Raw genomic sequence first — 20,378 nt, forward strand, 5'->3', positions numbered from 1 at the left:
GATGGGCACAGGGCAAGGGACGGAAAGCACACCAGACTATCGTGCAGCCGCTTAGCCGGTTCTGCGCTGTTATCGGCAGCGCCCTGTCCTCTGCGTCCGTCATTTTTGGCATGGTGGATAGCTCGGTATTTTCGGGCTCGAAGCTTGGACAAAAGGCTTTTGAATATAGGGCGGCGGACATGAAGATTGACAGGAAATTTACTAAGACAGGGCAGGATGCATACGCAGAGCTTGATTTCGTGTCGGCCACGTCCGAAATCCGCAACCCGGACGGCACGATTGTGTTCCGGCTCGACGAGATCGAGGTCCCCTCAAGCTGGAGCCAGGTCGCCAGCGACGTCATCGCGCAAAAGTACTTCCGCAAGGCAGGTGTTCCGTCCAAGCTGAAAAAGGTCAAAGAGAAGGACGTTCCCGAATTCCTGTGGCGCTCGGTTCCCGCAGAAGGCGCTGAATTCGACGGCGAAACCTCGTCCAAGCAGGTGTTTGATCGCCTGGCGGGTGCATGGGCTTACTGGGGCTGGAAGGGCGGCTATTTCTCGACCGAGGAAGACGCGCGCGCTTACTTCGACGAGATGCGCTATATGTTGGCGACCCAGCGCGCCGCACCGAACTCGCCGCAGTGGTTCAACACCGGTCTGCATTGGGCTTACGGCATCGATGGCCCGGCGCAAGGGCACCACTATGTCGACTACAAAACCGGCAAGCTGACCAAATCGAAATCCGCATACGAGCATCCGCAGCCGCACGCGTGTTTCATCCAGTCCGTCGATGATGACCTAGTGAACGAAGGCGGCATCATGGACCTGTGGGTGCGCGAGGCGCGCCTGTTCAAATACGGCTCGGGCACTGGCACCAACTTCAGCCATCTGCGCGCGGAAGGAGAAGCGTTGTCGGGTGGCGGCAAGTCCTCGGGCCTCATGGGCTTTCTCAAGATCGGCGACCGCGCTGCTGGCGCGATCAAATCAGGCGGGACAACCCGTCGAGCAGCGAAGATGGTGATCGTTGACGCAGATCACCCCGATATCGAGCAATTCATCGAATGGAAAGTGCTCGAAGAACAGAAGGTGGCCTCAATCGTTGCCGGATCGAAGATGCACGAGAAGATGCTGAACGGCATTTTCGAGGCCATTCGCTCGTGGGATGGGTCCGCCGATGACGCCTATGACCCGAACAAGAACGACGCGCTGAAGACCGCGGTGCGTGAGGCTAAAAAGGTCGCGATCCCCGAGACTTACATCAAGCGCGTGCTGGACTATGCCAAGCAGGGCCACGACAGTATCGAGTTCCCGACCTACGACACGGACTGGGATTCGGAAGCCTATAGCTCGGTTTCGGGCCAGAACTCGAACAACTCGATCCGTGTAACCAATGCGTTCCTGACTGCCGTTGAGAAAGATGCCGATTGGGAACTTATCAACCGCACCGATGGGAAGGTCGCCAAGACCGTCAAGGCGCGCGATCTGTGGGAAAAGGTCGGCCACGCCGCGTGGGCCTGCGCGGATCCGGGCATCCAGTTCCACGATACCGTTAATGAATGGCACACATGCCCCGAAGATGGCGAGATTCGCGGCTCGAACCCGTGCTCGGAATATATGTTCCTGGACGACACGGCCTGTAACCTGGCGTCGATGAACCTGCTGACCTTCCTCAAGGATGGTGAGTTCCAGGCGGCGGACTATATGCACGCCTCGCGTCTGTGGACCCTGACGCTGGAAATTTCGGTGACGATGGCGCAGTTCCCGTCGAAGGAAATCGCGCAGTTGTCTTACGACTTCCGCACGTTGGGTCTGGGTTATGCCAACATCGGCGGGCTGCTGATGAATATGGGCTACAGCTATGACTCGGATGAGGGTCGAGCGATCTGTGGCGCGCTGACCGCGATCATGACGGGTGTGGCCTATGCGACCTCGGCTGAGATCGCCGGTGAGCTGGGCGCGTTCAAAGGCTACGAGCGCAACGCCGATCACATGCTGCGCGTCATCCGCAACCACCGCCGCGCGTCGCAGGGCGTCACGACGGGTTATGAGAAACTGGCCGTCAAGCCGGTGCCTCTGGACCACGGCAACTGCCCGGACAAGCGCTTGGTCGATCTGGCCATGTCGGCTTGGGATGAGGCGCTGAGCCTTGGTGAGAAAAACGGTTATCGTAACGCGCAGGCCACTGTGATTGCGCCCACCGGCACCATTGGTCTGGTGATGGATTGCGACACCACGGGGATTGAGCCGGACTTTGCTCTGGTCAAGTTCAAGAAGCTTGCGGGTGGCGGTTACTTCAAGATCATCAACCGCTCGGTGCCGTCGGCGCTGGAAAAGCTGGGCTATTCGTCGGCGCAGATCGAAGAGATCGTGGGATATGCCGTCGGTCACGGCACCATCGGCAACGCGCCGGGCATCAACCATACCTCGCTGACCGGCCACGGCTTTGGCCCGAATGAACTGGCTAAGGTGGATGTTGCACTGGAAAGCGCCTTCGACATCCGGTTTGTCTTCAACCAGTGGACGCTGGGTGAGGATTTCTGCACCGGCGTTCTGGGTATCCCGGCAACCAAGCTGAATGACCCGACCTTCGATCTGCTGCGCCATCTGGGCTTTACCAAGGCGGATATCGACGCGGCCAACGACCACGTCTGCGGAACCATGACGCTGGAAGGTGCACCGCATCTGAAGGAAGAGCACTATTCGATCTTCGACTGCGCCAACCCGTGCGGCAAGAAAGGCAAGCGTTTCCTTGGGGTTGATAGCCACATCACCATGATGGCCGCCGCGCAGAGCTTCATCTCGGGTGCGATCTCGAAAACGATCAACATGCCGAATGATGCGACCATCGAGGATTGCCAGAAGGCTTATGAACTCAGCTGGTCGCTGGGCGTGAAAGCCAATGCGCTCTATCGTGATGGCTCGAAACTGTCACAGCCTCTGGCCGCAGCGCTGGTCGAGGATGACGACGAGGCGGCGGAGGTGCTGGAAAGCGGCTCGACGCAGGAAAAAGCCGTCGTTCTGGCCGAGAAGGTGATCGAGAAGGTTGTGGTCAAGGAAATGATCCGCAGCCACCGCGAGAAACTGCCCCATCGTCGCAAGGGCTATACCCAAAAGGCGATCGTGGGCGGCCACAAGGTCTATCTGCGCACGGGCGAATTCGAAGACGGCAAGCTGGGTGAGATATTCATCGACATGCACAAGGAAGGCGCTGGCTTCCGGGCGATGATGAACAACTTTGCTATCGCTGTGTCGGTTGGCCTGCAATACGGTGTGCCGCTGGAGGAGTTCGTGGATGCCTTCACATTCACCAAGTTCGAACCGGCTGGAATGGTGCAGGGCAACGACTCGATCAAGAACGCGACGTCGATCCTGGATTACATCTTCCGCGAACTGGCCGTGTCCTATCTGGACCGCACCGATCTGGCGCATGTGAAACCCGAAGGCGCAACCTTTGACGATCTGGGTCGGGGCGAAGAGGACGGTTTGTCGAACGTCTCGGAAATCAGTGAAAGTGCGGCGACCAAGTCCTTGGAAGTGCTGAAACAAATCAGTTCGACCGGCTATCTACGCAAACGCCTGCCGCAAGACCTGATGGTGTTCAATGGCGGTCAGACCGATCTGACCGGCATGGCAGAACCCGCTGCACCGTTCGAGGCGCAGTCGGAAACCGCCGTCGCAACCGGCATGGACGCGCGGACCAAAGCCAAGATGCAAGGGTATGAGGGTGATCCCTGCGGCGAATGCGGAAACTACACGCTGGTGCGCAACGGCACCTGCATGAAATGCAACACCTGCGGCGCGACAAGCGGGTGTAGCTGAGTTTAGCGCCCCGGCAACCCGGGGTGCAGGGGTCGGATCGCTGCCACAGGCACCGACCCCGACGAATACGGATCAAGGCGCCGAGACTTACCAAGTTCGCCTTGATCCACTCGGCCGACATGCCCGTGTTGGCCGGGAACAGGGTGGGGCGGAATACTTGCTCCCTCCCACTCTTTCAGGGGACGGGTGCGCTCGTCCCAGACGACGTCCAGGCCGCAGGCAAAAAAACACCGGGCGGTCAACGATATGAGCCTGGATGGCGAAACTGACAGGGGGCTTCGGCCCCCTTTCTTTTTGCGACGCGTGGGCAGAGCCTTGCCGGATCACCTGCGCCGGATCGGGTAAGACCCGCCGACAGGGCGAAGGCCGATTTCACGCGGCGGATGGTTGCGAATGCGACTCGGCCAAACACGCAAAGATTGGCGCGATTTCTCTGAAATCCCGCAAAACGGGTGACGGCCCTAGGTGCTTGGGTGTTTGTGATGCCTGTCCGGACGCAAACATCAAAAACTCATTCAGGAGGCAAACAAATGAAACCGCAAAATCTGGCCGCTATTTTCATCGCTATTGCGGCCCTTCCGACTCTGGCCACGGCGCAGTCCACAGCCGACGCAAATGGAGACGGGGTTCTGACGATTGAGGAAGTGCAGGCCGTTCTGCCCGATGTGGATGCTGACGGCTTCTCGGCGATGGACGCGAATGGCGACGGTGCCTTGGACGCGGACGAAATTGCCGTTGCGCAAGAGGCAGGCTTGCTGCCGCCCAGCAACGGCTAACGCAAACGGCGGCCCGGACTCGTTCGGGCCGCCTTTTTTCAACGGGTTACGCAGGCAGGTGAATGTTGAACCTGCCGCGAATTTCCGCGTCCAAAAGTGGGTCGAATTTGGCCGCTGACGGACGCGCCAGAATCTCTTCTTTCCGCGCGGTGGCTTTTGCAATCAAATCCGGCTTGTCTAACTCGGCCCACTCTTTCGGCGAGGTACGGTCGCCGAGCGCCGGGTAAACATAATCCGCCTGCATCCGGCTGAGCGTCGCGTCGGTTCCCAGATAGTGACCGGGGCCGCCAAGGCACACCTCGGCCATTTGATCCAGCGCCAGCGTTTCATCGCTGACCTCGATCCCCCGGACGCAGCGCTGCGCCTGTCCTATCAGATCGTCGCCCAAGATGAGGCTTTCAAGGCAGAAACCCAGCAGCGAGGCATGCATTCCAGCCGCCTCGTAGACCATGTTCAACCCGGCCAGCCCGGTCATGACGTTTGAACACATCTGCTCCCACCCGGCCTGCATGTCAGGCAGTTTCGAATCCGATGCTCCGGCGGCGGCACCGCCCGGCAGGTTGTAAAACTTGTGCATCTGGGCGCAGCCCGCGCTCAATAGCGCCTGTTCGCCCGATCCGACCGACATGGCCCCCGTACGCAGGTCCAGACCGAAGGGCCATGTGCCAAAAACCGCAGGTGCTCCGGGACTTACGGCGTTTACATAAACCAATCCGGCCAGACATTCCGCCGTCGCCTGCGTTATCGCGCCCGCAATAGTCGACGGCGCCGTGGCCCCGGCCATTCCGGCGGACAGCAGCAGGACCGGCATACCGGCTTTGATGCATTCCTCCATGACCTGACAGCTTTCGGTCGCGAATTTCATCGGCGGGACAACGAAACAGTTCGAGTTCGACACGAACGGACGCGCGCGCCATTTATCCTCGCCACCCGCGATCATGTGCAGCATTTCCACCGCCGGGGCAACGTAGCTCGGATCGGTGAACGACGTTCCGATATGCTTGTAAGTCCCTGAACAGCAAGCGTAAACCGTGTTCAGGTCCATCTCCATATTGTCGAGGATATCCCGGCAGACCATGGGCCGCTGAACGAAGTGGATATTGTCCAACTGATCGCTGATCCGCGACGCATCGTGCAGGTCCTGCACGGTCGAATCCCGGTATTCGCGACCATGAACATCGACGATGCTGACGGCGGCCCCGGCCGTTCCGTAATGTACTTTGGACCCCGATAGGTCCAGATCGGTTTGGCCATCGCGGCTGAACAGTGTGACCGAGCGGTTTGCTTTGGCAATCGTGTCCTCAACCAGAGCCCGGGGGAATCGGATGCGGCCATCATCGCCCAATGTACAGCCCGCACCGACCAGATAGTCGATGCCGCTTTGGGGGGCGTCGGCCAACCCGATCGTTTCAAGCGCCTGCAGCGCAGCCTGATGAATTCGCTCTACCTGAGGTTGGGTCAGCGGTTTATATGTCCCGCCCTTCAGCCCAGGCCGCACCGGACGCAGATGTTCGGGCAGGGCAGAGGAGCGGGCAGCACGGCGCGCGGCGCGTCCACCGCTGCGCGAAGTGTTCCGGGGTTGATCGTTCATAGTCTGAAATCCGATAGTTGAGCAGTCCTAGGGGTGGCAGATGCTATGCCCCGCACGGACGCCCACGCGCAGCACGGCCCCGATCTGCCCCGATTGTGCGGCTGATCAGTCGGATTTTCCAGACTTCGTTGTGCATACATGCCCTCAACTTCTGGCCTTCAGTATCCGGGCACAGACCGTCGCAATCTGTTCTGTTTGCGACTTGCAGGCGAAAAACCTGTTGGGACGCGGTGTTGCGGCGGGCAACCTGAGAAAAAGTCTGAGTTTTTTTTCCGTTAAGGAAGAAATCTGTTATAGTTGGATCACTTAGTTTGGAATAACCTGTGATGTTAATTGAATTTTGGGAATTAGAGGCCATGTTCGACACATTGGTTCGCTGATGTCCGAAAGCAGCCAAAACCCGGGCAATGTGTCTTGGAGACGTGTATGAAACTCTGTTCGGCCCTGATTGTCGCACTGGCTGTGACAAGCGCCGCACCGGCTCTGGCCGAGGATTGGACAGGGGCCTACGCCGGGTTCAGCTTTGGATATGCTGACGCCAGTGGTCCTGCCGGATCCAGCGGCGATGACACGGCCTTTGGCGCGCATCTTGGGTATGATCGGGATTTCGGCAATTTCGTTCTGGGCGGAGAACTGGAGTACAACCGCCTGTCTCTCAACCTTAGCCAGAATCAGGGAAGTCTGGACAGCATGACAAGCGTCAAGCTGCGCGGTGGGTATGATTTCGGCGGGGCGCTGGGATATGTGGTTGTGGGCGCGGCGCGGGCCGATACGTCGGTCGATAACGATACCGCGGCTGTCTATGGGATCGGCGTTGCTTATCCGATCACCGATAACTTCGTCATCAGCGGTGAAGCCCTGCGGCAGAACTTCGACGATGTGACGCGCTCGAACGGCAGCCTGGATTCGAACGTCTTTAACCTGCGCACCACGTTCCGGTTCTGATCCGCCTCACTCTGCCGCGTGACGGCTGGCCAGTTTGGCGGCGAAATCGCACAGGGTTTGCAGGGCAGATGCAAACCGATCATCATCCACTGTCATCGCAACGCGAACATGTCCGGCGGCGGCCTTGCCGAAGCTTTCACCCGGCATCACGGCGATCGAGTGCGCGTCGAGCAGTGCGTTGGCGAAGCCTTCGCCGTTCAGGCCCGTGGCGCGGACATCCAGCATCAGATACATCGCGCCCTGCGCGGGAACCAGCCCGACGGTGTTTTGCGCCTCAAGCAGTTTTACGGCCAGGGACCGGCGGCGGCGGAAGGGGGCGGCGATGTCATCCTCGAGTGCCGCACCCGAACTCAGCGCGAAACTGGCCGCATCCTGAATGAACCCCGGAACGCCATAGGTGGTGTGCGTGGCGAGGTTGATCAAATGGTCGATGACCTCCTCTGGGCCGACGATCCAACCGCAACGCGAGCCGGTCATGGCATGGGATTTGGACATGGAGCCAACCACCAGTGTCCGTTCAGCCATGCCGGGCAGGGTGCGGGGCGAGATGTGCTCGCCCTCCCAGACCTGAGTGTCATAGACCTCATCCGAGATGAGCCACAAATCGCGTTTGCGGCAGATTTCGGAAATGTCTTCAAGCGTTTGGCGTGAATAGACGGCTCCGGTCGGATTGTTAGGCGTGTTGATCAACAGCGAGACGGCCCCGTCTGCGGTCGCGTCAATCTGCGCAGCGCGCGGCTGAAACGCGTCCGCGGCAGAGGTCTGAACTGCGCGCGCAACCGCTCCGGCACCGCGGATCGTGCCGGGATAGGTGGCGTAAAACGGGTCGAGGAACAGGCCCACATTGCCCGGGTCACACAGCGCCACGTGTGACGCGAACAGCGCGGACTGGCCGCCGGGGGTGATCATGACGTTGTTGCGGGTCGTCGGCACGCCGGTTCGCATCTGAACCCGTGCGGCCACGGTATCGCGCAAAAGATCGGTTCCCGGCACCATCGCGTAACCGGTATGCCCGGCGCGGGCCGACATATCCATCGCTTCGAGGATCGACGGATCGGTCAGCACATCATGCTCGCCGATGGTAAGCTCGGTCACCGCACGACCTTCGCTGACCATACGTCGCGCCCGGTAAAACACATCCCATCCGTCGCTGCCGCCACCGTTAAGCTGAGTGATACGCTGAGACAATTTCATGCCGTAGCCCCTTGTAAAGTCACCGCCGAATGGGGCACCGCAGATCGGATTTGTCAATCAGCTTCGCGGCGGCAGTGTTGCCTGCAGTTTCTTGGTCAGAGACCCGCGCACCAGATCGTAGGAGGCGGTTAAACGGTGGCGCAACTCATCCAAGTCGGCGTCAAAGGGCAGGCGGACCCAGCTTCGATGGAAGTAAGGCGCTTTGACCGCGATTCCGGCATCAATCAGCATCTGCGCCGTTTCGACATCGGGCGTTTTGACGGAAACCCCGTCATTTGCCGTGCCGATACAGGCAAACATCTTGCCCCCGATTTTCCATGCATCATGCCCGCCACCCCAAGGGTCCGACCACTCGGCCCCGGGCAACTCGCGGCAGATTGCGTTAACGGCATCACGGCTCATAGCGGCAGAGTGCCGGTCGGCGCGCGCGAACTCAAGCCTTGGCGTTGGGCGCGTCTCGTGCTAAGCGAGGGGCATGAACCGCATGAGCTGCATCATTATCTGCTGCATTACCTGCTGATTTATCAAGCGGGCCGGTTTCTTTCGTTTTCATCTCTGAGACAAGTTGCTAAGCCCGCGCCAACGCGCAAGCTTTAGGAGCCAGACCGATGACACACATCAAGCTGCACAATACGAGGACGCGGGCGAAGGAAGATTTCGTTCCGATTGATCCCGAAAACGTGCGGATGTATGTCTGCGGACCCACCGTTTATGACCGCGCCCATCTGGGCAACGCGCGGCCTGTGGTGGTGTTCGATGTTCTCTACCGCTTGCTGCGGCACGTCTATGGCACCGATCACGTGACCTATGTGCGCAATTTCACCGATGTGGATGACAAGATCAACGCCACGGCGCTGGCGCGCAAACAGTCCGGGGCCGAGGGGTCGTTGGAGCAGCTTGTTCAGGAACGCTCGGACGAGACCATTGGCTGGTATCTGCACGATATGGGCGCTTTGGGCGCGCTGGAGCCCAACGAGATGCCGCGCGCAACGCAGTATATCGACCAGATGGTCGCGATGATTGAGGATCTGATCGCCAAGGGCCATGCCTATGCGGCGGAAGGTCATGTGCTGTTTGCGGTCGATAGTTGGAAAGAGGACTACGGCAAGCTGTCGGGTCGGTCTGTCGACGACATGATCGCGGGCGCTCGGGTTGAGGTTGCGCCCTACAAGAAGAATCCGATGGATTTTGTGCTGTGGAAGCCCTCGACGGATGAGCTTCCGGGTTGGGACAGTCCTTGGGGTCGCGGGCGTCCGGGCTGGCATATCGAATGCTCGGCCATGAGCTATGAGTTGCTGGGCGAGAGTTTCGATATCCACGGTGGCGGCAACGATCTGATGTTCCCGCATCATGAAAATGAGATCGCCCAAAGCCAGTGCGCTCATCCGAATGGAGAATTCGCAAAGGTCTGGATGCATAACGAAATGCTGCAGGTCGAGGGGAAGAAAATGTCCAAATCGCTGGGCAATTTCTTCACCGTGCACGATCTGTTGGAGAAAGGCGTGCCGGGCGAGGTGATCCGGTTTGTCTTCCTGCAGACACATTATCGCAAGCCGATGGACTGGACCGAGAAAAAGGCGCGTGAGGCCGAGGCGACGTTGCGCAAGTGGCGGGCGCTGACAGCGGGCATCGAGCCCGCCGCCAGCGCGGCACCCTCGGTGATTGCGGCGCTTGGCGATGACCTGAATGCGGCGGGTGCCCTCGCCGAGCTCCACCGGATCGCGGCGGAGGGGGATGCGTCTGTGTTGCTGGCCAGTGCGCAGGTGCTTGGGTTGCTGACGGAAGAGATGGGCGCCTGGGCGGAAACCGGTACGGTGGATTTGACCTCGCACGCCGAGCGGTTGGCCAGTGCGCGGGCAGAGGCGATGCAGAACAAGGATTTCTCGGAAGTGGATCGTCTGAAATCCGCGTATATTGCCGCCGGGCTTGAGGTGCGGATGAGCAAAGAGGGGGTCGAGCTGGTGCCCGGAACCGGGTTCGACGCCGCCAAGCTGGAAGAAGTCTGATGAGCAAAGAGCGCCTTTACCTCTACGACACCACGCTGCGGGACGGGCAGCAGACGCAAGGCGTGCAGTTCTCGACCGCTGAGAAGGTGCAGATCGCGCAGGCTTTGGACTCGCTGGGGGTCGATTACATCGAAGGCGGATGGCCGGGGGCGAACCCCACCGACAGCGCGTTTTTCGACGCTGCCCCCAAGACCTCGGCCCGGTTGACCGCGTTTGGGATGACCAAACGTTCTGGCAGATCGGCTGAGAATGACGATGTGCTGGCTGCGGTGATGAATGCAGGGACGCAGGCGGTATGTCTGGTGGGTAAGTCGCATGATTATCACGTGACCCATGCGCTGGGTATTTCGCTGGAAGAGAACGTCGAAAACGTGCGCGCCTCGGTCGCGCATATCGTGGCGCAGGGGCGCGAGGCGTTGTTCGATGCCGAGCACTTCTTTGACGGCTACAGGGACAATCCCGACTACGCCACGCAGGTTTGTCGCGCTGCCCTAGACGCAGGCGCGCGGTGGGTCGTTCTGTGTGACACCAATGGTGGGGCCTTGCCGGCTGAGGTCGGGCGCATCGTCTCGGACCTGATCGCGGCGGGATTGCCGGGTGATCGGCTGGGGATTCACACCCACAACGACACGGAAAACGCGGTGGCCTGTTCGCTGGCTGCCGTGGATGCCGGTGCGCGCCAGATTCAGGGCACGCTGAACGGCTTGGGGGAGCGCTGCGGCAATGCCAATCTGACCGCATTGATCCCGACGCTGTTGTTGAAGGAACCCTATGCTTCGGGCTTTGAGATCGGAGTAAGCGCCGATGCATTGGCCGGGCTGACCCGGATCAGCCGGATGTTGGACGACATCCTGAACCGGGTGCCCAGCAAGCAGTCGGCCTATGTGGGGGCTTCGGCCTTTGCGCATAAGGCCGGGTTGCACGCCAGCGCGATCCTCAAGGACCCGTCGACCTATGAACATGTCGATCCTGCGACGGTCGGCAATGCGCGGATCATTCCGATGTCGAACCAGGCGGGGCAGTCGAACCTGCGCAAGCGCCTGACCGAAGCGGGGCTGACGGTCGAGGCGGGCGACCCGGCGCTGGGGCGCATTCTGGAGCGAATCAAACAGCGCGAGGCCGAGGGCTATTCCTACGACACCGCCCAGGCCAGTTTCGAGTTGCTGGCGCGGGATGAGTTGGGGCAATTGCCCGAGTTCTTCGAGGTCAAGCGCTACAAGGTGACGGTCGAGCGGCGCAAGAACAAGTACAACAAGATGGTCAGCCTGTCCGAGGCCGTCGTGGTCGTGAAGGTGGATGGCGAGAAGAAGCTGTCGGTCAGTGAATCGCATGACGAACAGGGCAGTGACAGGGGACCTGTGAACGCCCTGGCCAAGGCTTTGGCAAAGGATCTGGGACAGTATTCGCGGATACTGGACGACATGCATCTGGTCGACTTCAAGGTGCGCATAACGCAGGGCGGCACCGAGGCCGTCACCCGCGTGATCATTGACAGCGAAGACGGACAGGGGCGTCGGTGGTCCACGGTGGGGGTCAGTGCGAACATAGTGGACGCCTCGTTCGAGGCGCTGCTGGATGCGATCCAGTGGAAGCTTGTCCGGGATTGCGGCCCGCAAAAGGCTGCAGCCGAGTGAGTGTTTCCTTTGACGAAGACGTCAAAGCCTGCGCCGCGTTGGTGCACAAGGCCGACCCTGACCGTTTTCTCGCCGTCATGGCAGCACCGGTCTCCGCTCGCCCGATCCTGTTTCCGATCTACGCCTTGAATGTCGAGGTCGCGCGGGCCCCGTGGGTGACGCAAGAGGCGATGATCGCCGAGATGCGCCTGCAATGGTGGCGCGATGCGCTGCAGGAGATTGCCGAAGGTCCGCGGGCGCGGCGGCATGAGGTCGTGACGCCTCTGTCCCGTGTGTTGTCGCCGCATTTGGCGGCTATGCTGGATGAATATGTGGCCGTAAGACGTTGGGATATCTATCGTGATCCGTTTGAGGATCAGGCACATTTCGACGCGTATATCAACCACAGTTCTGGGTCTTTGTTGGTCGCGGCAACACAGGCTTTTGGGACGGCGGATGAAGAGGTTATACGCGATTTCGGCTACGGCGTTGGCGTCGCGAATTGGCTAAGGGCCATTCCCGAACTTGAGGCCCGGGGGCGTATTCCTTTGCTGGATGGCACGCCTGAGGGCGTACGGAGTTTGGCGCAATCGGCACTTGAGCGTTTGATCAGGGCGCGGGCGCAGCGAAATGCCGTATCCGGAAAAGCGCGACCGGCGATGTACGTGGGATGGCAGGCCGAGTGGATTTTGCGACAGGCCATCGCGCGACCCGATCGGGTCGCCTCGGGCGCACTGATCCAAAGCGAGGCGCGCCGACGATTGTCGCTGATGTGGATGGCGGCCTCGGGGCGGTGGTGATCAGGCGGTTCTGGTGTCTGCTGGTTTGAGGACCAGCCACAGCAACGCGCCGCCCGCCAATGTCAGCAACGGGATCATGGCTAGATTCACCGCCGTCCACCCTTCGACCGGCGAGCCGCCGGAACAGTTCATCAACCCGCCCGACGCCAGTGACGCGACCGTTACTCCGCCAAACACCAATAGGTCGTTCAGGCCCTGCATCCGCCCGCGTTCGTGAAGTTCGTGCGAGGCCGCCAGCATGGCGGTGGCTCCGATAAAGCCAAAGTTCCAGCCAATGCCCAGCAAGATCAGAGCGGCGAAGAAATTGCCTAACTCGACCCCTTGTAGGGCGACAACTCCGGCCCCGGCGAGGATGGCTAGACCGAGGGCCACGATCTTCTCTACCCCGAACCGCGCGATCAGGTGCCCGGTAAAGAAGCTGGGGATATACATCGCCAGAACGTGGCTTGTGACAACATCCGCCGCATCATTGGCCGAAAACCCGCAACCCACGACCGCCAGAGGGGTCGAGGTCATCACAAGGTTCATCAACGCGTAAGACACCATGGCGCAGATGATGGCCACGGCTATGCGCGGCGTTTTCAGCAACTCCAAGCGCGTCCGGCCTTTTGGGGTGTCTTCGGTCGGTTTGGGCGGCGTTGGAATGTCGAGGAAAAAGAACAGGGCCGAGCCGAAGACGTTCAGCGCGATCACCGCAAGGTAGGTGCCTAGAAACGGGATCACATAGGCCTGCGAGGTCAGCTTGACGATCTGAGGCCCAATGATCGCGGCGGCCAGCCCTCCGGCCATGACGTAAGAGATCGCCTTGGGGCGAAAGTCATCGGACGCCGTGTCGGCTGCGGCGAAGCGGTAGAAGCCGTGCGCGCTCATATAGATACCGGTCAGCAGGCTGCCCAGCAGGAAGATCGGGAAGGACCCCAGATACAGGCCATAGGCCCCGACCAGTCCACCACAGGCCCCTGCGGTTGCGCCCACCAGAAAGCCCGCCCGGCGGCCCCAGCGCTGCATGATGGCCGAGATCGGTGTGGCCGCCAGCATCGAGCCCAGAACGATCAGCGAAATCGGTAGCGTGGCAAGGCAGGGGTTGCTGGCAAGGGATTGACCGGCCAGCCCTCCGACGATGAAAATCATTGGCATCTGCGCGCCCAGAATGGACTGCGCCGCAACCAGAACCGCAACGTTGCGTTTGGCCTGAGAATTGTCCGGGGTCGCGGTGGTCAATGTCATGCGCCATGGGTAGCCGCGAAAAGTCCCGCATACAAGCGGCTTGCATATGCGGCACAGCCGCCTAACGTGCGGATAAATTCACAAAGCGGAGAGCGCATGACCGTTGGACGTATCATCGAAACGCCGGATTGCGTTGCCGAAGGGGCCGAATGGCTGGCCGGGGCATGCCCGCGCATGGCTTATGCGATGGATCAGACCGGCCCGCTGCCCCTGCGCCGCCGTCCGGATGGGTTTGCCCAGTTGCTGAGCGCGATTGTCAGTCAGCAGGTCAGCGTGGCCTCGGCCAATGCGATTTGGAAGCGATTGAAAGACGCGAAACTGACTGGGCCGCGCAAGATCATATGGGCCACGGATGATGACCTGCGGGCCGTGGGGCTGAGCCGTCAGAAAATCCGCTATGCCCGGGCGCTGGCCGAAGCACGTATTGATTACAAAGCCTTGCGCGACGTTTCTGACGCAGAGGTTGTTTCAGTTCTGACCGAGGTTCCGGGCATCGGCGTGTGGACCGCTGAAATCTACGCCATATTCTCGCTGGGCCGTGCGGATGTGATCGCGCCTGGCGATCTGGCCCTGCAAGAGGCCGCGCGGATCCTCTACGATCTGCCCAAGCGCCCCACGGACAAAGAGCTGCGCCAGATGGCCGAAGCGTGGTCGCCCTGGCGATCGGTTGCGGCGCGGGTGCTGTGGGCCTATTACCGGGTGGCCAAGGAACGAGAAGGGATCAGATGACTCGAGTTTTGAATGCGCTCCGAAAAGAGCCGGTTTCGGGCGATACACGCTCGGTCGTGGTGTTCGTGCATGGCTATGGCGCGAACGGCGCCGACCTTCTGGGTTTGGCCGATCCGCTGGGCGAACATTTGCCCGACACGCTGTTCGTCGCCCCCGATGCGCCCGAGCAGATCCCCGGTATGCCCAACGGATTTCAGTGGTTCCCGATCCCATGGATCGACGGCTCGTCCGAGGAAGAGGCGCGCCGGGGCATGGAGATGGCGGTCGAGGATTTCAACGCCTTTCTGGACGCGCTGATGGTCGACGAAGACGTACTGCCCGAGCAGGTCGTGCTGTTCGGTTTCTCTCAGGGTACGATGATGAGCCTGCACGTGGCCCCGCGCCGTGAAGACCCGGTGGCGGGGATCGTTGCCTTCTCGGGCCGTTTGCTGGAACCCGATCTACTGCCCGACGAAGTGGTCAGCCGGATGCCCGTATTGCTGGTGCATGGCGATGTGGACGACGTGGTGCCGCCGCAATCGCTGCCCGAAGCCGCCGAGGCTCTGCAGGGCGCAGGGTTCAAAGAGGTCTACGCCCATGTCATGAAAGGCACCGGCCACGGCATCGCCCCCGATGGCCTGAGCGTGGCGCTGGCCTTCATGCGCGACAAGCTGAGCCTGTGACCATGATCGCTGTCCGCCCGATGATGCGAGAAGATGTGGCCGAGGCCTGCCGCATCCTGAATGACATCATCGCCGCTGGAGGCACCACAGCGCATGAAATCCCGTTCTCGGACATCCTGTTTGCGCAGAGTTATCTGGACGGGGCCGACAAGATTTGCTGCCACGTTGCGCTGGATGATCAGGGCGACGTGGCCGGTTTCCAATGGCTGGGAACCCACGAAGATTTGCCCGACACCTGCGCCGATATCGCAACCTTCACCCGCCGCCACCCCGTCCTACGCGGGGCGGGGCGAGCGTTGTTCGATGAGACGGTGAAAACAGCCGGTGCACTGGGGCTAACGGCGATCAACGCGACCATCCGGGCGGACAACGTTCTGGGCCTGAGTTACTACGACAAGATGGGGTTTCGGGATTATTCCGTCGCTTACGGCGTTCCGCTGCGTGATGGCACCCCGGTTAACCGCATCTCAAAGCGGTACGAGCTGTGTTAGTCCCACAGGTGCGCTTCGGCAAACTCAACCGAGTTGCCTGCCGGATCGCGCACGTACAAGGATCGCGCTCCGCTGGGCCAGTCGAATTCAGCGTCGATGGGAATGTTCCAGTTCAGCAGGTGCTTGCGCATTAGGTCGATCTCATCCCGTGTCAGCACAAGGCAGACATGCCCCGCGCCCCGTGCGCCGTGTGGCGGCACAGGCAGGTCCGGGTTCTGGGGTGGTTGCTCCGTTTCATCCGCGTTGAACAGCAACAGAACGGAACCGCCGATCCGGTAGAATACATGGCGTTCCGCGACGCGTTGAATGCGGTCCAACCCCAGCGTTTCGCCATAGAACCGTTCGGCGGCGTCCAGATCATCAACATATAACGCTGCTTCCAGAATGGCCGACGGAACAGGAGTTTGGGGCGCGACTTTCATAGCCCCAGTCTATCAGATCAGGGCCTAATGTGTCACCGCCTCGCCCGTCGGTCGCGTTTGCGCTGCGGAGCCGTGCTTGGCGCAGGCATCGGCAGACTGTCCCAATGACCCGGCTCCAGATCGTCCAGCGTCCAATCCCCGATCCGATAGCGGATCAGGCGCAGCGTCGGCAGGCCGACAGCCGCCGTCATCCGGCGCACCTGACGGTTCTTGCCTTCGCGTATCGTCAACTCGATCCAACTGTCGGGCACGGTCTTGCGCTCGCGGATCGGTGGGGAGCGCGGCCACAGCCTGTCGGGCTCGTCGATCTGGCGCACTTTGGCGGGTCGGGTCAGGCCGTCCTTTAACTCTACCCCGTCCCGCAAGGCCTTCAGCGCGGCGGCATCGGGCTCGCCCTCGACCTGCACCCAATAGGTCTTGGCCATCTTGTGCCTGGGGTCCGAAATCTGCGCCTGCAGCCGACCCACATCGGTCAGCAGCATCAACCCCTCGCTGTCGCGATCCAGCCGCCCGGCGGGGTAGACGCCGGGCAGGTCGATGAAATCCGACAGTGTCCTGCGCGGCGACTCCGCATTCGCGCGGTCGGTGAATTGCGGCAGCACGTCGAAGGGTTTGTTGAAGCGAATGAACCAGGACATGACCCGCCCATAGCCCGAAGGGTACAGCAGGTGCAACCTGTGGATAACTGTCACGTGTTTGTTACGGAACAGGCGTACCCAGTCTGCGACATATAGTGGAAAATCAGGGCTTGTCAGAGTTTTACCACGATATATAGTCATCATAAGGCCGGGGCGGGTGCTCCCCGCTCTGGTGTCACAAACGGGCAGCTGAGAGCGAGGAGCGATTCTGTGATGGACGGAGACTTCAGGACCGAATTTGTCAGGGAGCCAGGTGCGCTCAAGCATCACCCGGCGTTGGTTTTGAATGCCGATTACCGCCCCTTGTCCTATTACCCGCTGTCACTGTGGCCCTGGCAAGAAGCGATCAAGGCCGCCTGGCTGGACAGGGTCGACATCGTGGCCGAGTACGACGAGGTCGTTCGAAGCCCGAGTACCGAGATCCGAATACCCTCGGTCGTTGTTTTGAAAGACTATGTAAAACCCAGAAAGCGCGTGGCCTTCACGCGCTTTAATTTATTTCTGCGGGATGAGTTCTGCTGCCAGTACTGCGGCAGCCGGGGTGATCTGACATTTGACCATGTCGTGCCGCGTGCCGCCGGCGGTGTCACAAGCTGGCAGAACGTGGTCGCGGCGTGCAGCCCGTGCAATCTGCGCAAAGGGTCGAAATCGCTGCGACAGGCCGGGATGACCCTGCGCAAGCCACCGCGGCAGCCGGATGCCGAGGCCTTGCGCAATATCGGGCGGAAGTTCCCGCCGAACCACCTGCACGACAGCTGGATCGACTTCCTGTACTGGGACGCCGAACTGGACGCTTAGCGCGCGCGCCAGGCCGCGATCCAAATCAGGGCCAGACCGGCGGAAATCACTGCGTTCCATCCCGCCATCGACAGGCCCAGCATCTCCCACGGGATGTCATCGCAGCGGACGAGCGGGGCGGACATGATCTGGTCCATCAGCTCTTGCGTGGACAACCCGCCGATATCGCCCGACGTACAGCTAGAGGGGCCTTCCCACCATTTACGCTCCACCCCCGCATGAAACACGCCGATGCCAGCGGTGATCAACGCGGCCATCGCCCCCAGCGCGGGCAGCAACCGAACGTGTGGCGCAGACAGGGCCAGAGCCCCAATCACCACCGCGGCCCCATGCGGATAACGTTGCCAGATGCACATCTTGCAGGGCGCCAGCCCGCCCAGATACTGAAAGGCCAAGGCACCCAGCAGCATTGCCGCCGATCCCCCGGCGGCCAACAGCACATAGCTTGTTCGTTTTGTCATAGGTAACGCACTACCAAAAACCCGCCGAAGAGCAAGATGATGAATAGTGTGAACATCAGGCCAAGGCGCTTTTCGATGAATTCCCGGATGGGTTCGCCAAATTTCCACAGCAAACCAGCCACCAGAAAGAACCGCATCGCCCGCGCCAGAATCGAGGTCGCGATGAATGTACCAAGCGGCATCCCGGTCCAGCCGGACATGATGGTGATGACCTTGTAGGGGAAGGGCGTGACTCCGGCGGCCAGAACGGCCCAGAAGCCGAAATCGTTGAAGCGAGTGTTGAACTCCTCCATCGCATGCGCCTTGCCCATGGATTCGAGGATGGGTTGACCGATGCTTTCATAAGCGAACGCGCCGATGGCGTATCCCAGCAAGCCCCCCAGAACCGACGCCACCAGAGCGACCCCAGCAATCAGCCAGGCGCGGGAAGGCCGCGCAATAATCATCGGGATCATCAGAACATCAGGGGGAATTGGAAAGAACGAGCTTTCGATAAAGGCCACAATCGCCAGCGCCCAAAGGGCATGCGGATGTTCGGCTAGTCGAATAGTCCAATCGTAAAGCGCTCGTAACATATGATACTCAAATCCCGTTCTCTAACCGTGCAAGCCAAACCATGCGCCTGCAGACCCGTCAACCACCGTCACGGAAACAAACAGTTCACTGCTTTATTTTTGCCTCTGGACCTTCTCTTTTTTGGGCGCTAATCCAGTGATCGTGGCCCAAGTGGCGGAATGGTAGACGCAGGGGATTCAAAATCCCCCGCCTTCACGGGCGTGAGAGTTCGAGTCTCTCCTTGGGCACCACATCCAGCGTTATTTCGATCTTTCGGCTCAACATTCGCATGGATCACTGCGCGCCTTCAGGTTGCCTTTCCCTTTCGCTGACGGGGAAAATCCACCGGATACCTTCAAAACTGAGGCTTTTGCTGTCGCGTGCCGGGGCTACACTTGACAAGTGCTGTCTCTGAATGAAACCTCGTATTCGTTGGGAGACTTTGGAAAAAATCAGATACTGACATGCTTTATGTTTCCAGGGCGGCACAAGTGCCTGCCTTCGGTTTTCGTCAAGTCTGCCGAAAAAAGACGACAGGGAGAACAGAAATGAAGAACAACGTTAAAGTCAGCCTCACCGCCTTCGCCACGGCTGCTTTTCTAGCGCCTGCTGCGTATGCAGAGGAGTTTATCACGATTGGGACGGGTGGTGTTACGGGTGTTTACTATCCGACCGGTGGTGCGATTTGCCGTTTGGTGAACAAGGGTCGCAAGGAACATGGGGTTCGGTGTTCGGTGGAATCGACGGGTGGGTCGGTTTACAACATCAACACCATCCGCGAGGGCGAGCTGGAGTTTGGTGTGGCGCAGTCGGACTGGCAGTACCATGCGTATAACGGCACCTCGAAGTTTGAAGACGCGGGCGCGTTCGAGAATCTGCGGGCGGTGTTCTCGGTGCATCCGGAACCCTTTACCGTTGTGGCGCGTGCCGATGCGGGGATTTCCAGCTTTGAGGACCTCAAGGGCAAGCGCGTGAACATCGGTAACCCGGGCTCGGGTCAGCGCGGCACGATGGATGTTGTGCTGGAAGCGATGGGCTGGACCATTGATGATTTCGAACTGGCTTCGGAACTGAAAGCGGCCGAGCAGTCGGCGGCGCTGTGCGACAACCAGCTGGACGCGATGATCTACACCGTGGGTCACCCGTCGGGGTCTATCCAGGAAGCCACTACCGCGTGCGACTCGGTTCTGGTGAACGTGACCGGTGACGCGATCCAGGGTCTGATCGACGGCAATTCCTATTACCGCACCGCGACCATTCCCGGTGGCATGTATCGCGGCTCGGACGGGGATACCACGACCTTTGGTGTGGGCGCGACCTTTGTGACCTCGGCGGATGTGTCGGATGATGCGGTCTATGCGGTTGTCAGCTCGGTCTTTGAAAACTTCGACGACTTCAAAAAGCTGCACCCGGCATTTGCCAACCTGAAGCCGGAAGAGATGATCTCGGACGGTTTGTCGGCGCCGCTGCATCCGGGTGCCGAGAAGTACTACAAGGAAAAAGGCTGGCTGCAGTAAGCCGGACCTGATGCGGGGCGCGCCTGTGACGGGCGCGCCCCTTTTGCACCCGCAGGAGAGGGTGAGAATGAGGCCGAAACGGTCCGACAAGATCGCAGAGCGACGGGGAGACGCCAGATGAGTTCCGACACCCAATCCAACCGCCCGCTATCCGAA

Annotated in this window: 19 protein-coding genes and 1 tRNA gene; 12 read left to right on the forward strand and 8 right to left on the reverse strand. The window is 60.4% G+C overall.

The genetic code is table 11. The features are described from left to right. Positions 1–179: 179 nt before the first annotated feature. Both ACR0NJ_RS02375 and ACR0NJ_RS02380 read left to right on the forward strand, forming a co-directional pair. On the forward strand, positions 180–3,797 hold the full coding sequence (locus ACR0NJ_RS02375; protein ID WP_480815520.1) for a vitamin B12-dependent ribonucleotide reductase: 3,618 nt from the start codon (positions 180–182) through the stop codon (positions 3,795–3,797). A 530-nt stretch (positions 3,798–4,327) separates the two neighbouring features. Further along, positions 4,328–4,573, forward strand: a complete 246-nt coding sequence (locus tag ACR0NJ_RS02380; RefSeq protein ID WP_480815521.1) for an EF-hand domain-containing protein — start codon at positions 4,328–4,330, stop codon at positions 4,571–4,573. A gap of 46 nt (positions 4,574–4,619) precedes the next feature. Here ACR0NJ_RS02380 and ACR0NJ_RS02385 read toward each other — a convergent pair whose 3' ends face one another. Further along, positions 4,620–6,164 (reverse strand): trimethylamine methyltransferase family protein, encoded by a 1,545-nt coding sequence (locus tag ACR0NJ_RS02385; RefSeq protein ID WP_480815522.1) that lies wholly within the window; start codon positions 6,162–6,164, stop codon positions 4,620–4,622. Between the two features lie 426 nt (positions 6,165–6,590). Here ACR0NJ_RS02385 and ACR0NJ_RS02390 point away from each other — a divergent pair, with 426 nt between their 5' ends. Next, the gene (locus ACR0NJ_RS02390; protein ID WP_480815523.1) at positions 6,591–7,109 is read left to right on the forward strand and encodes an outer membrane protein; all 519 of its coding nucleotides are present in this window, start codon (positions 6,591–6,593) and stop codon (positions 7,107–7,109) included. Between the two features lie 6 nt (positions 7,110–7,115). On the opposite strand, the gene ACR0NJ_RS02395 is transcribed toward ACR0NJ_RS02390, so the two are convergent. Together ACR0NJ_RS02395 and ACR0NJ_RS02400 are read right to left on the reverse strand one after the other, a co-directional pair. Then, positions 7,116–8,303: a pyridoxal phosphate-dependent aminotransferase gene (locus tag ACR0NJ_RS02395; protein WP_480815524.1), complete on the reverse strand. Its 1,188-nt coding sequence runs from the start codon at positions 8,301–8,303 to the stop codon at positions 7,116–7,118. A 57-nt stretch (positions 8,304–8,360) separates the two neighbouring features. Next, the gene (locus ACR0NJ_RS02400) at positions 8,361–8,705 is read right to left on the reverse strand and encodes an MmcQ/YjbR family DNA-binding protein (protein WP_480815525.1); all 345 of its coding nucleotides are present in this window, start codon (positions 8,703–8,705) and stop codon (positions 8,361–8,363) included. Between the two features lie 206 nt (positions 8,706–8,911). Here ACR0NJ_RS02400 and cysS point away from each other — a divergent pair, with 206 nt between their 5' ends. From cysS to ACR0NJ_RS02415, 3 genes are read left to right on the forward strand one after another with little or no spacing between them, the layout of a single operon-like run. Beyond that, the gene (gene cysS, locus ACR0NJ_RS02405; protein ID WP_480815526.1) at positions 8,912–10,309 is read left to right on the forward strand and encodes a cysteine--tRNA ligase; all 1,398 of its coding nucleotides are present in this window, start codon (positions 8,912–8,914) and stop codon (positions 10,307–10,309) included. Next, positions 10,309–11,943 carry a citramalate synthase gene (gene cimA, locus ACR0NJ_RS02410; RefSeq protein WP_480815527.1) on the forward strand — a complete coding sequence of 545 codons (1,635 nt, stop codon included), beginning with the start codon at positions 10,309–10,311 and terminating at the stop codon, positions 11,941–11,943. Before cysS ends, cimA begins: the two co-directional genes overlap by 1 nt. Then, complete coding sequence (locus tag ACR0NJ_RS02415) at positions 11,940–12,722, forward strand: squalene/phytoene synthase family protein (protein WP_480815528.1); 783 nt, start codon at positions 11,940–11,942, stop codon at positions 12,720–12,722. The genes cimA and ACR0NJ_RS02415 overlap by 4 nt, the downstream gene beginning before the upstream one ends. Here the strand turns inward: ACR0NJ_RS02415 and ACR0NJ_RS02420 are convergent, their stop codons facing one another. Further along, positions 12,723–13,949 carry an MFS transporter gene (locus ACR0NJ_RS02420; protein ID WP_480815529.1) on the reverse strand — a complete coding sequence of 409 codons (1,227 nt, stop codon included), beginning with the start codon at positions 13,947–13,949 and terminating at the stop codon, positions 12,723–12,725. 96 nt (positions 13,950–14,045) lie between these two features. Between ACR0NJ_RS02420 and ACR0NJ_RS02425 the strand changes: the two genes are divergently transcribed. Genes ACR0NJ_RS02425 through ACR0NJ_RS02435 form a run of 3 tightly spaced genes read left to right on the forward strand, consistent with a single transcriptional unit; the run spans position 14,046 to position 15,831 of the window. Further along, positions 14,046–14,678, forward strand: a complete 633-nt coding sequence (locus ACR0NJ_RS02425; RefSeq protein ID WP_480815530.1) for a DNA-3-methyladenine glycosylase family protein — start codon at positions 14,046–14,048, stop codon at positions 14,676–14,678. Continuing rightward, positions 14,675–15,340 carry an alpha/beta hydrolase gene (locus tag ACR0NJ_RS02430; RefSeq protein WP_480815531.1) on the forward strand — a complete coding sequence of 222 codons (666 nt, stop codon included), beginning with the start codon at positions 14,675–14,677 and terminating at the stop codon, positions 15,338–15,340. The genes ACR0NJ_RS02425 and ACR0NJ_RS02430 overlap by 4 nt, the downstream gene beginning before the upstream one ends. A 2-nt stretch (positions 15,341–15,342) precedes the next feature. After that, a complete protein-coding gene (locus ACR0NJ_RS02435) occupies positions 15,343–15,831 on the forward strand; it encodes an N-acetyltransferase family protein (RefSeq protein WP_480815532.1) in 489 nt (162 codons plus the stop codon). Here the strand turns inward: ACR0NJ_RS02435 and ACR0NJ_RS02440 are convergent. Both ACR0NJ_RS02440 and ACR0NJ_RS02445 read right to left on the reverse strand, forming a co-directional pair. After that, complete coding sequence (locus tag ACR0NJ_RS02440; protein ID WP_480815533.1) at positions 15,828–16,253, reverse strand: VOC family protein; 426 nt, start codon at positions 16,251–16,253, stop codon at positions 15,828–15,830. The genes ACR0NJ_RS02435 and ACR0NJ_RS02440 overlap by 4 nt on opposite strands. 32 nt (positions 16,254–16,285) lie before the next feature. Further along, entirely contained in the window at positions 16,286–16,891 is a 606-nt protein-coding gene (locus ACR0NJ_RS02445; protein WP_480815534.1) for an rRNA large subunit pseudouridine synthase E, read from the reverse strand. A 213-nt stretch (positions 16,892–17,104) separates the two neighbouring features. Here ACR0NJ_RS02445 and ACR0NJ_RS02450 point away from each other — a divergent pair, with 213 nt between their 5' ends. Further along, the gene (locus tag ACR0NJ_RS02450; RefSeq protein WP_480815535.1) at positions 17,105–17,689 is read left to right on the forward strand and encodes an HNH endonuclease; all 585 of its coding nucleotides are present in this window, start codon (positions 17,105–17,107) and stop codon (positions 17,687–17,689) included. Here ACR0NJ_RS02450 and ACR0NJ_RS02455 read toward each other — a convergent pair. Continuing rightward, on the reverse strand, positions 17,686–18,150 hold the full coding sequence (locus ACR0NJ_RS02455; RefSeq protein WP_480815536.1) for a disulfide bond formation protein B: 465 nt from the start codon (positions 18,148–18,150) through the stop codon (positions 17,686–17,688). The two genes, ACR0NJ_RS02450 and ACR0NJ_RS02455, sit on opposite strands and share 4 nt — an antisense overlap. Next, positions 18,147–18,725, reverse strand: coding sequence for a YqaA family protein (locus tag ACR0NJ_RS02460; RefSeq protein WP_480815537.1), 579 nt, complete (start codon positions 18,723–18,725; stop codon positions 18,147–18,149). The genes ACR0NJ_RS02455 and ACR0NJ_RS02460 overlap by 4 nt, the downstream gene beginning before the upstream one ends. 145 nt (positions 18,726–18,870) lie before the next feature. Here ACR0NJ_RS02460 and ACR0NJ_RS02465 point away from each other — a divergent pair. Together ACR0NJ_RS02465 and ACR0NJ_RS02470 are read left to right on the forward strand one after the other, a co-directional pair. Next, positions 18,871–18,956 (forward strand) — tRNA-Leu (locus ACR0NJ_RS02465). A 297-nt stretch (positions 18,957–19,253) separates the two neighbouring features. Continuing rightward, positions 19,254–20,222, forward strand: coding sequence for a TAXI family TRAP transporter solute-binding subunit (locus ACR0NJ_RS02470; RefSeq protein ID WP_480815538.1), 969 nt, complete (start codon positions 19,254–19,256; stop codon positions 20,220–20,222). Positions 20,223–20,378: the final 156 nt, after the last annotated feature.

It is taken from the genome of Ruegeria sp. F11 (genome assembly GCF_056533855.1).

What these genes read in the sequence shown, in the direction of transcription:
- ACR0NJ_RS02375 (WP_480815520.1), top strand. Translation starts at nt 180, where the DNA reads ATGAAGATTGACAGGAAATTTACTAAGACAGGGCAGGATGCATACGCA.
- ACR0NJ_RS02380 (WP_480815521.1), top strand. Translation starts at nt 4,328, where the DNA reads ATGAAACCGCAAAATCTGGCCGCTATTTTCATCGCTATTGCGGCCCTT.
- ACR0NJ_RS02385 (WP_480815522.1), bottom strand. Translation starts at nt 6,164, where the DNA reads ATGAACGATCAACCCCGGAACACTTCGCGCAGCGGTGGACGCGCCGCG.
- ACR0NJ_RS02390 (WP_480815523.1), top strand. Translation starts at nt 6,591, where the DNA reads ATGAAACTCTGTTCGGCCCTGATTGTCGCACTGGCTGTGACAAGCGCC.
- ACR0NJ_RS02395 (WP_480815524.1), bottom strand. Translation starts at nt 8,303, where the DNA reads ATGAAATTGTCTCAGCGTATCACTCAGCTTAACGGTGGCGGCAGCGAC.
- ACR0NJ_RS02400 (WP_480815525.1), bottom strand. Translation starts at nt 8,705, where the DNA reads ATGAGCCGTGATGCCGTTAACGCAATCTGCCGCGAGTTGCCCGGGGCC.
- cysS (WP_480815526.1), top strand. Translation starts at nt 8,912, where the DNA reads ATGACACACATCAAGCTGCACAATACGAGGACGCGGGCGAAGGAAGAT.
- cimA (WP_480815527.1), top strand. Translation starts at nt 10,309, where the DNA reads ATGAGCAAAGAGCGCCTTTACCTCTACGACACCACGCTGCGGGACGGG.
- ACR0NJ_RS02420 (WP_480815529.1), bottom strand. Translation starts at nt 13,949, where the DNA reads ATGACATTGACCACCGCGACCCCGGACAATTCTCAGGCCAAACGCAAC.
- ACR0NJ_RS02425 (WP_480815530.1), top strand. Translation starts at nt 14,046, where the DNA reads ATGACCGTTGGACGTATCATCGAAACGCCGGATTGCGTTGCCGAAGGG.
- ACR0NJ_RS02430 (WP_480815531.1), top strand. Translation starts at nt 14,675, where the DNA reads ATGACTCGAGTTTTGAATGCGCTCCGAAAAGAGCCGGTTTCGGGCGAT.
- ACR0NJ_RS02435 (WP_480815532.1), top strand. Translation starts at nt 15,343, where the DNA reads ATGATCGCTGTCCGCCCGATGATGCGAGAAGATGTGGCCGAGGCCTGC.
- ACR0NJ_RS02440 (WP_480815533.1), bottom strand. Translation starts at nt 16,253, where the DNA reads ATGAAAGTCGCGCCCCAAACTCCTGTTCCGTCGGCCATTCTGGAAGCA.
- ACR0NJ_RS02445 (WP_480815534.1), bottom strand. Translation starts at nt 16,891, where the DNA reads ATGTCCTGGTTCATTCGCTTCAACAAACCCTTCGACGTGCTGCCGCAA.
- ACR0NJ_RS02450 (WP_480815535.1), top strand. Translation starts at nt 17,105, where the DNA reads ATGGACGGAGACTTCAGGACCGAATTTGTCAGGGAGCCAGGTGCGCTC.
- ACR0NJ_RS02455 (WP_480815536.1), bottom strand. Translation starts at nt 18,150, where the DNA reads ATGACAAAACGAACAAGCTATGTGCTGTTGGCCGCCGGGGGATCGGCG.
- ACR0NJ_RS02460 (WP_480815537.1), bottom strand. Translation starts at nt 18,725, where the DNA reads ATGTTACGAGCGCTTTACGATTGGACTATTCGACTAGCCGAACATCCG.
- ACR0NJ_RS02470 (WP_480815538.1), top strand. Translation starts at nt 19,254, where the DNA reads ATGAAGAACAACGTTAAAGTCAGCCTCACCGCCTTCGCCACGGCTGCT.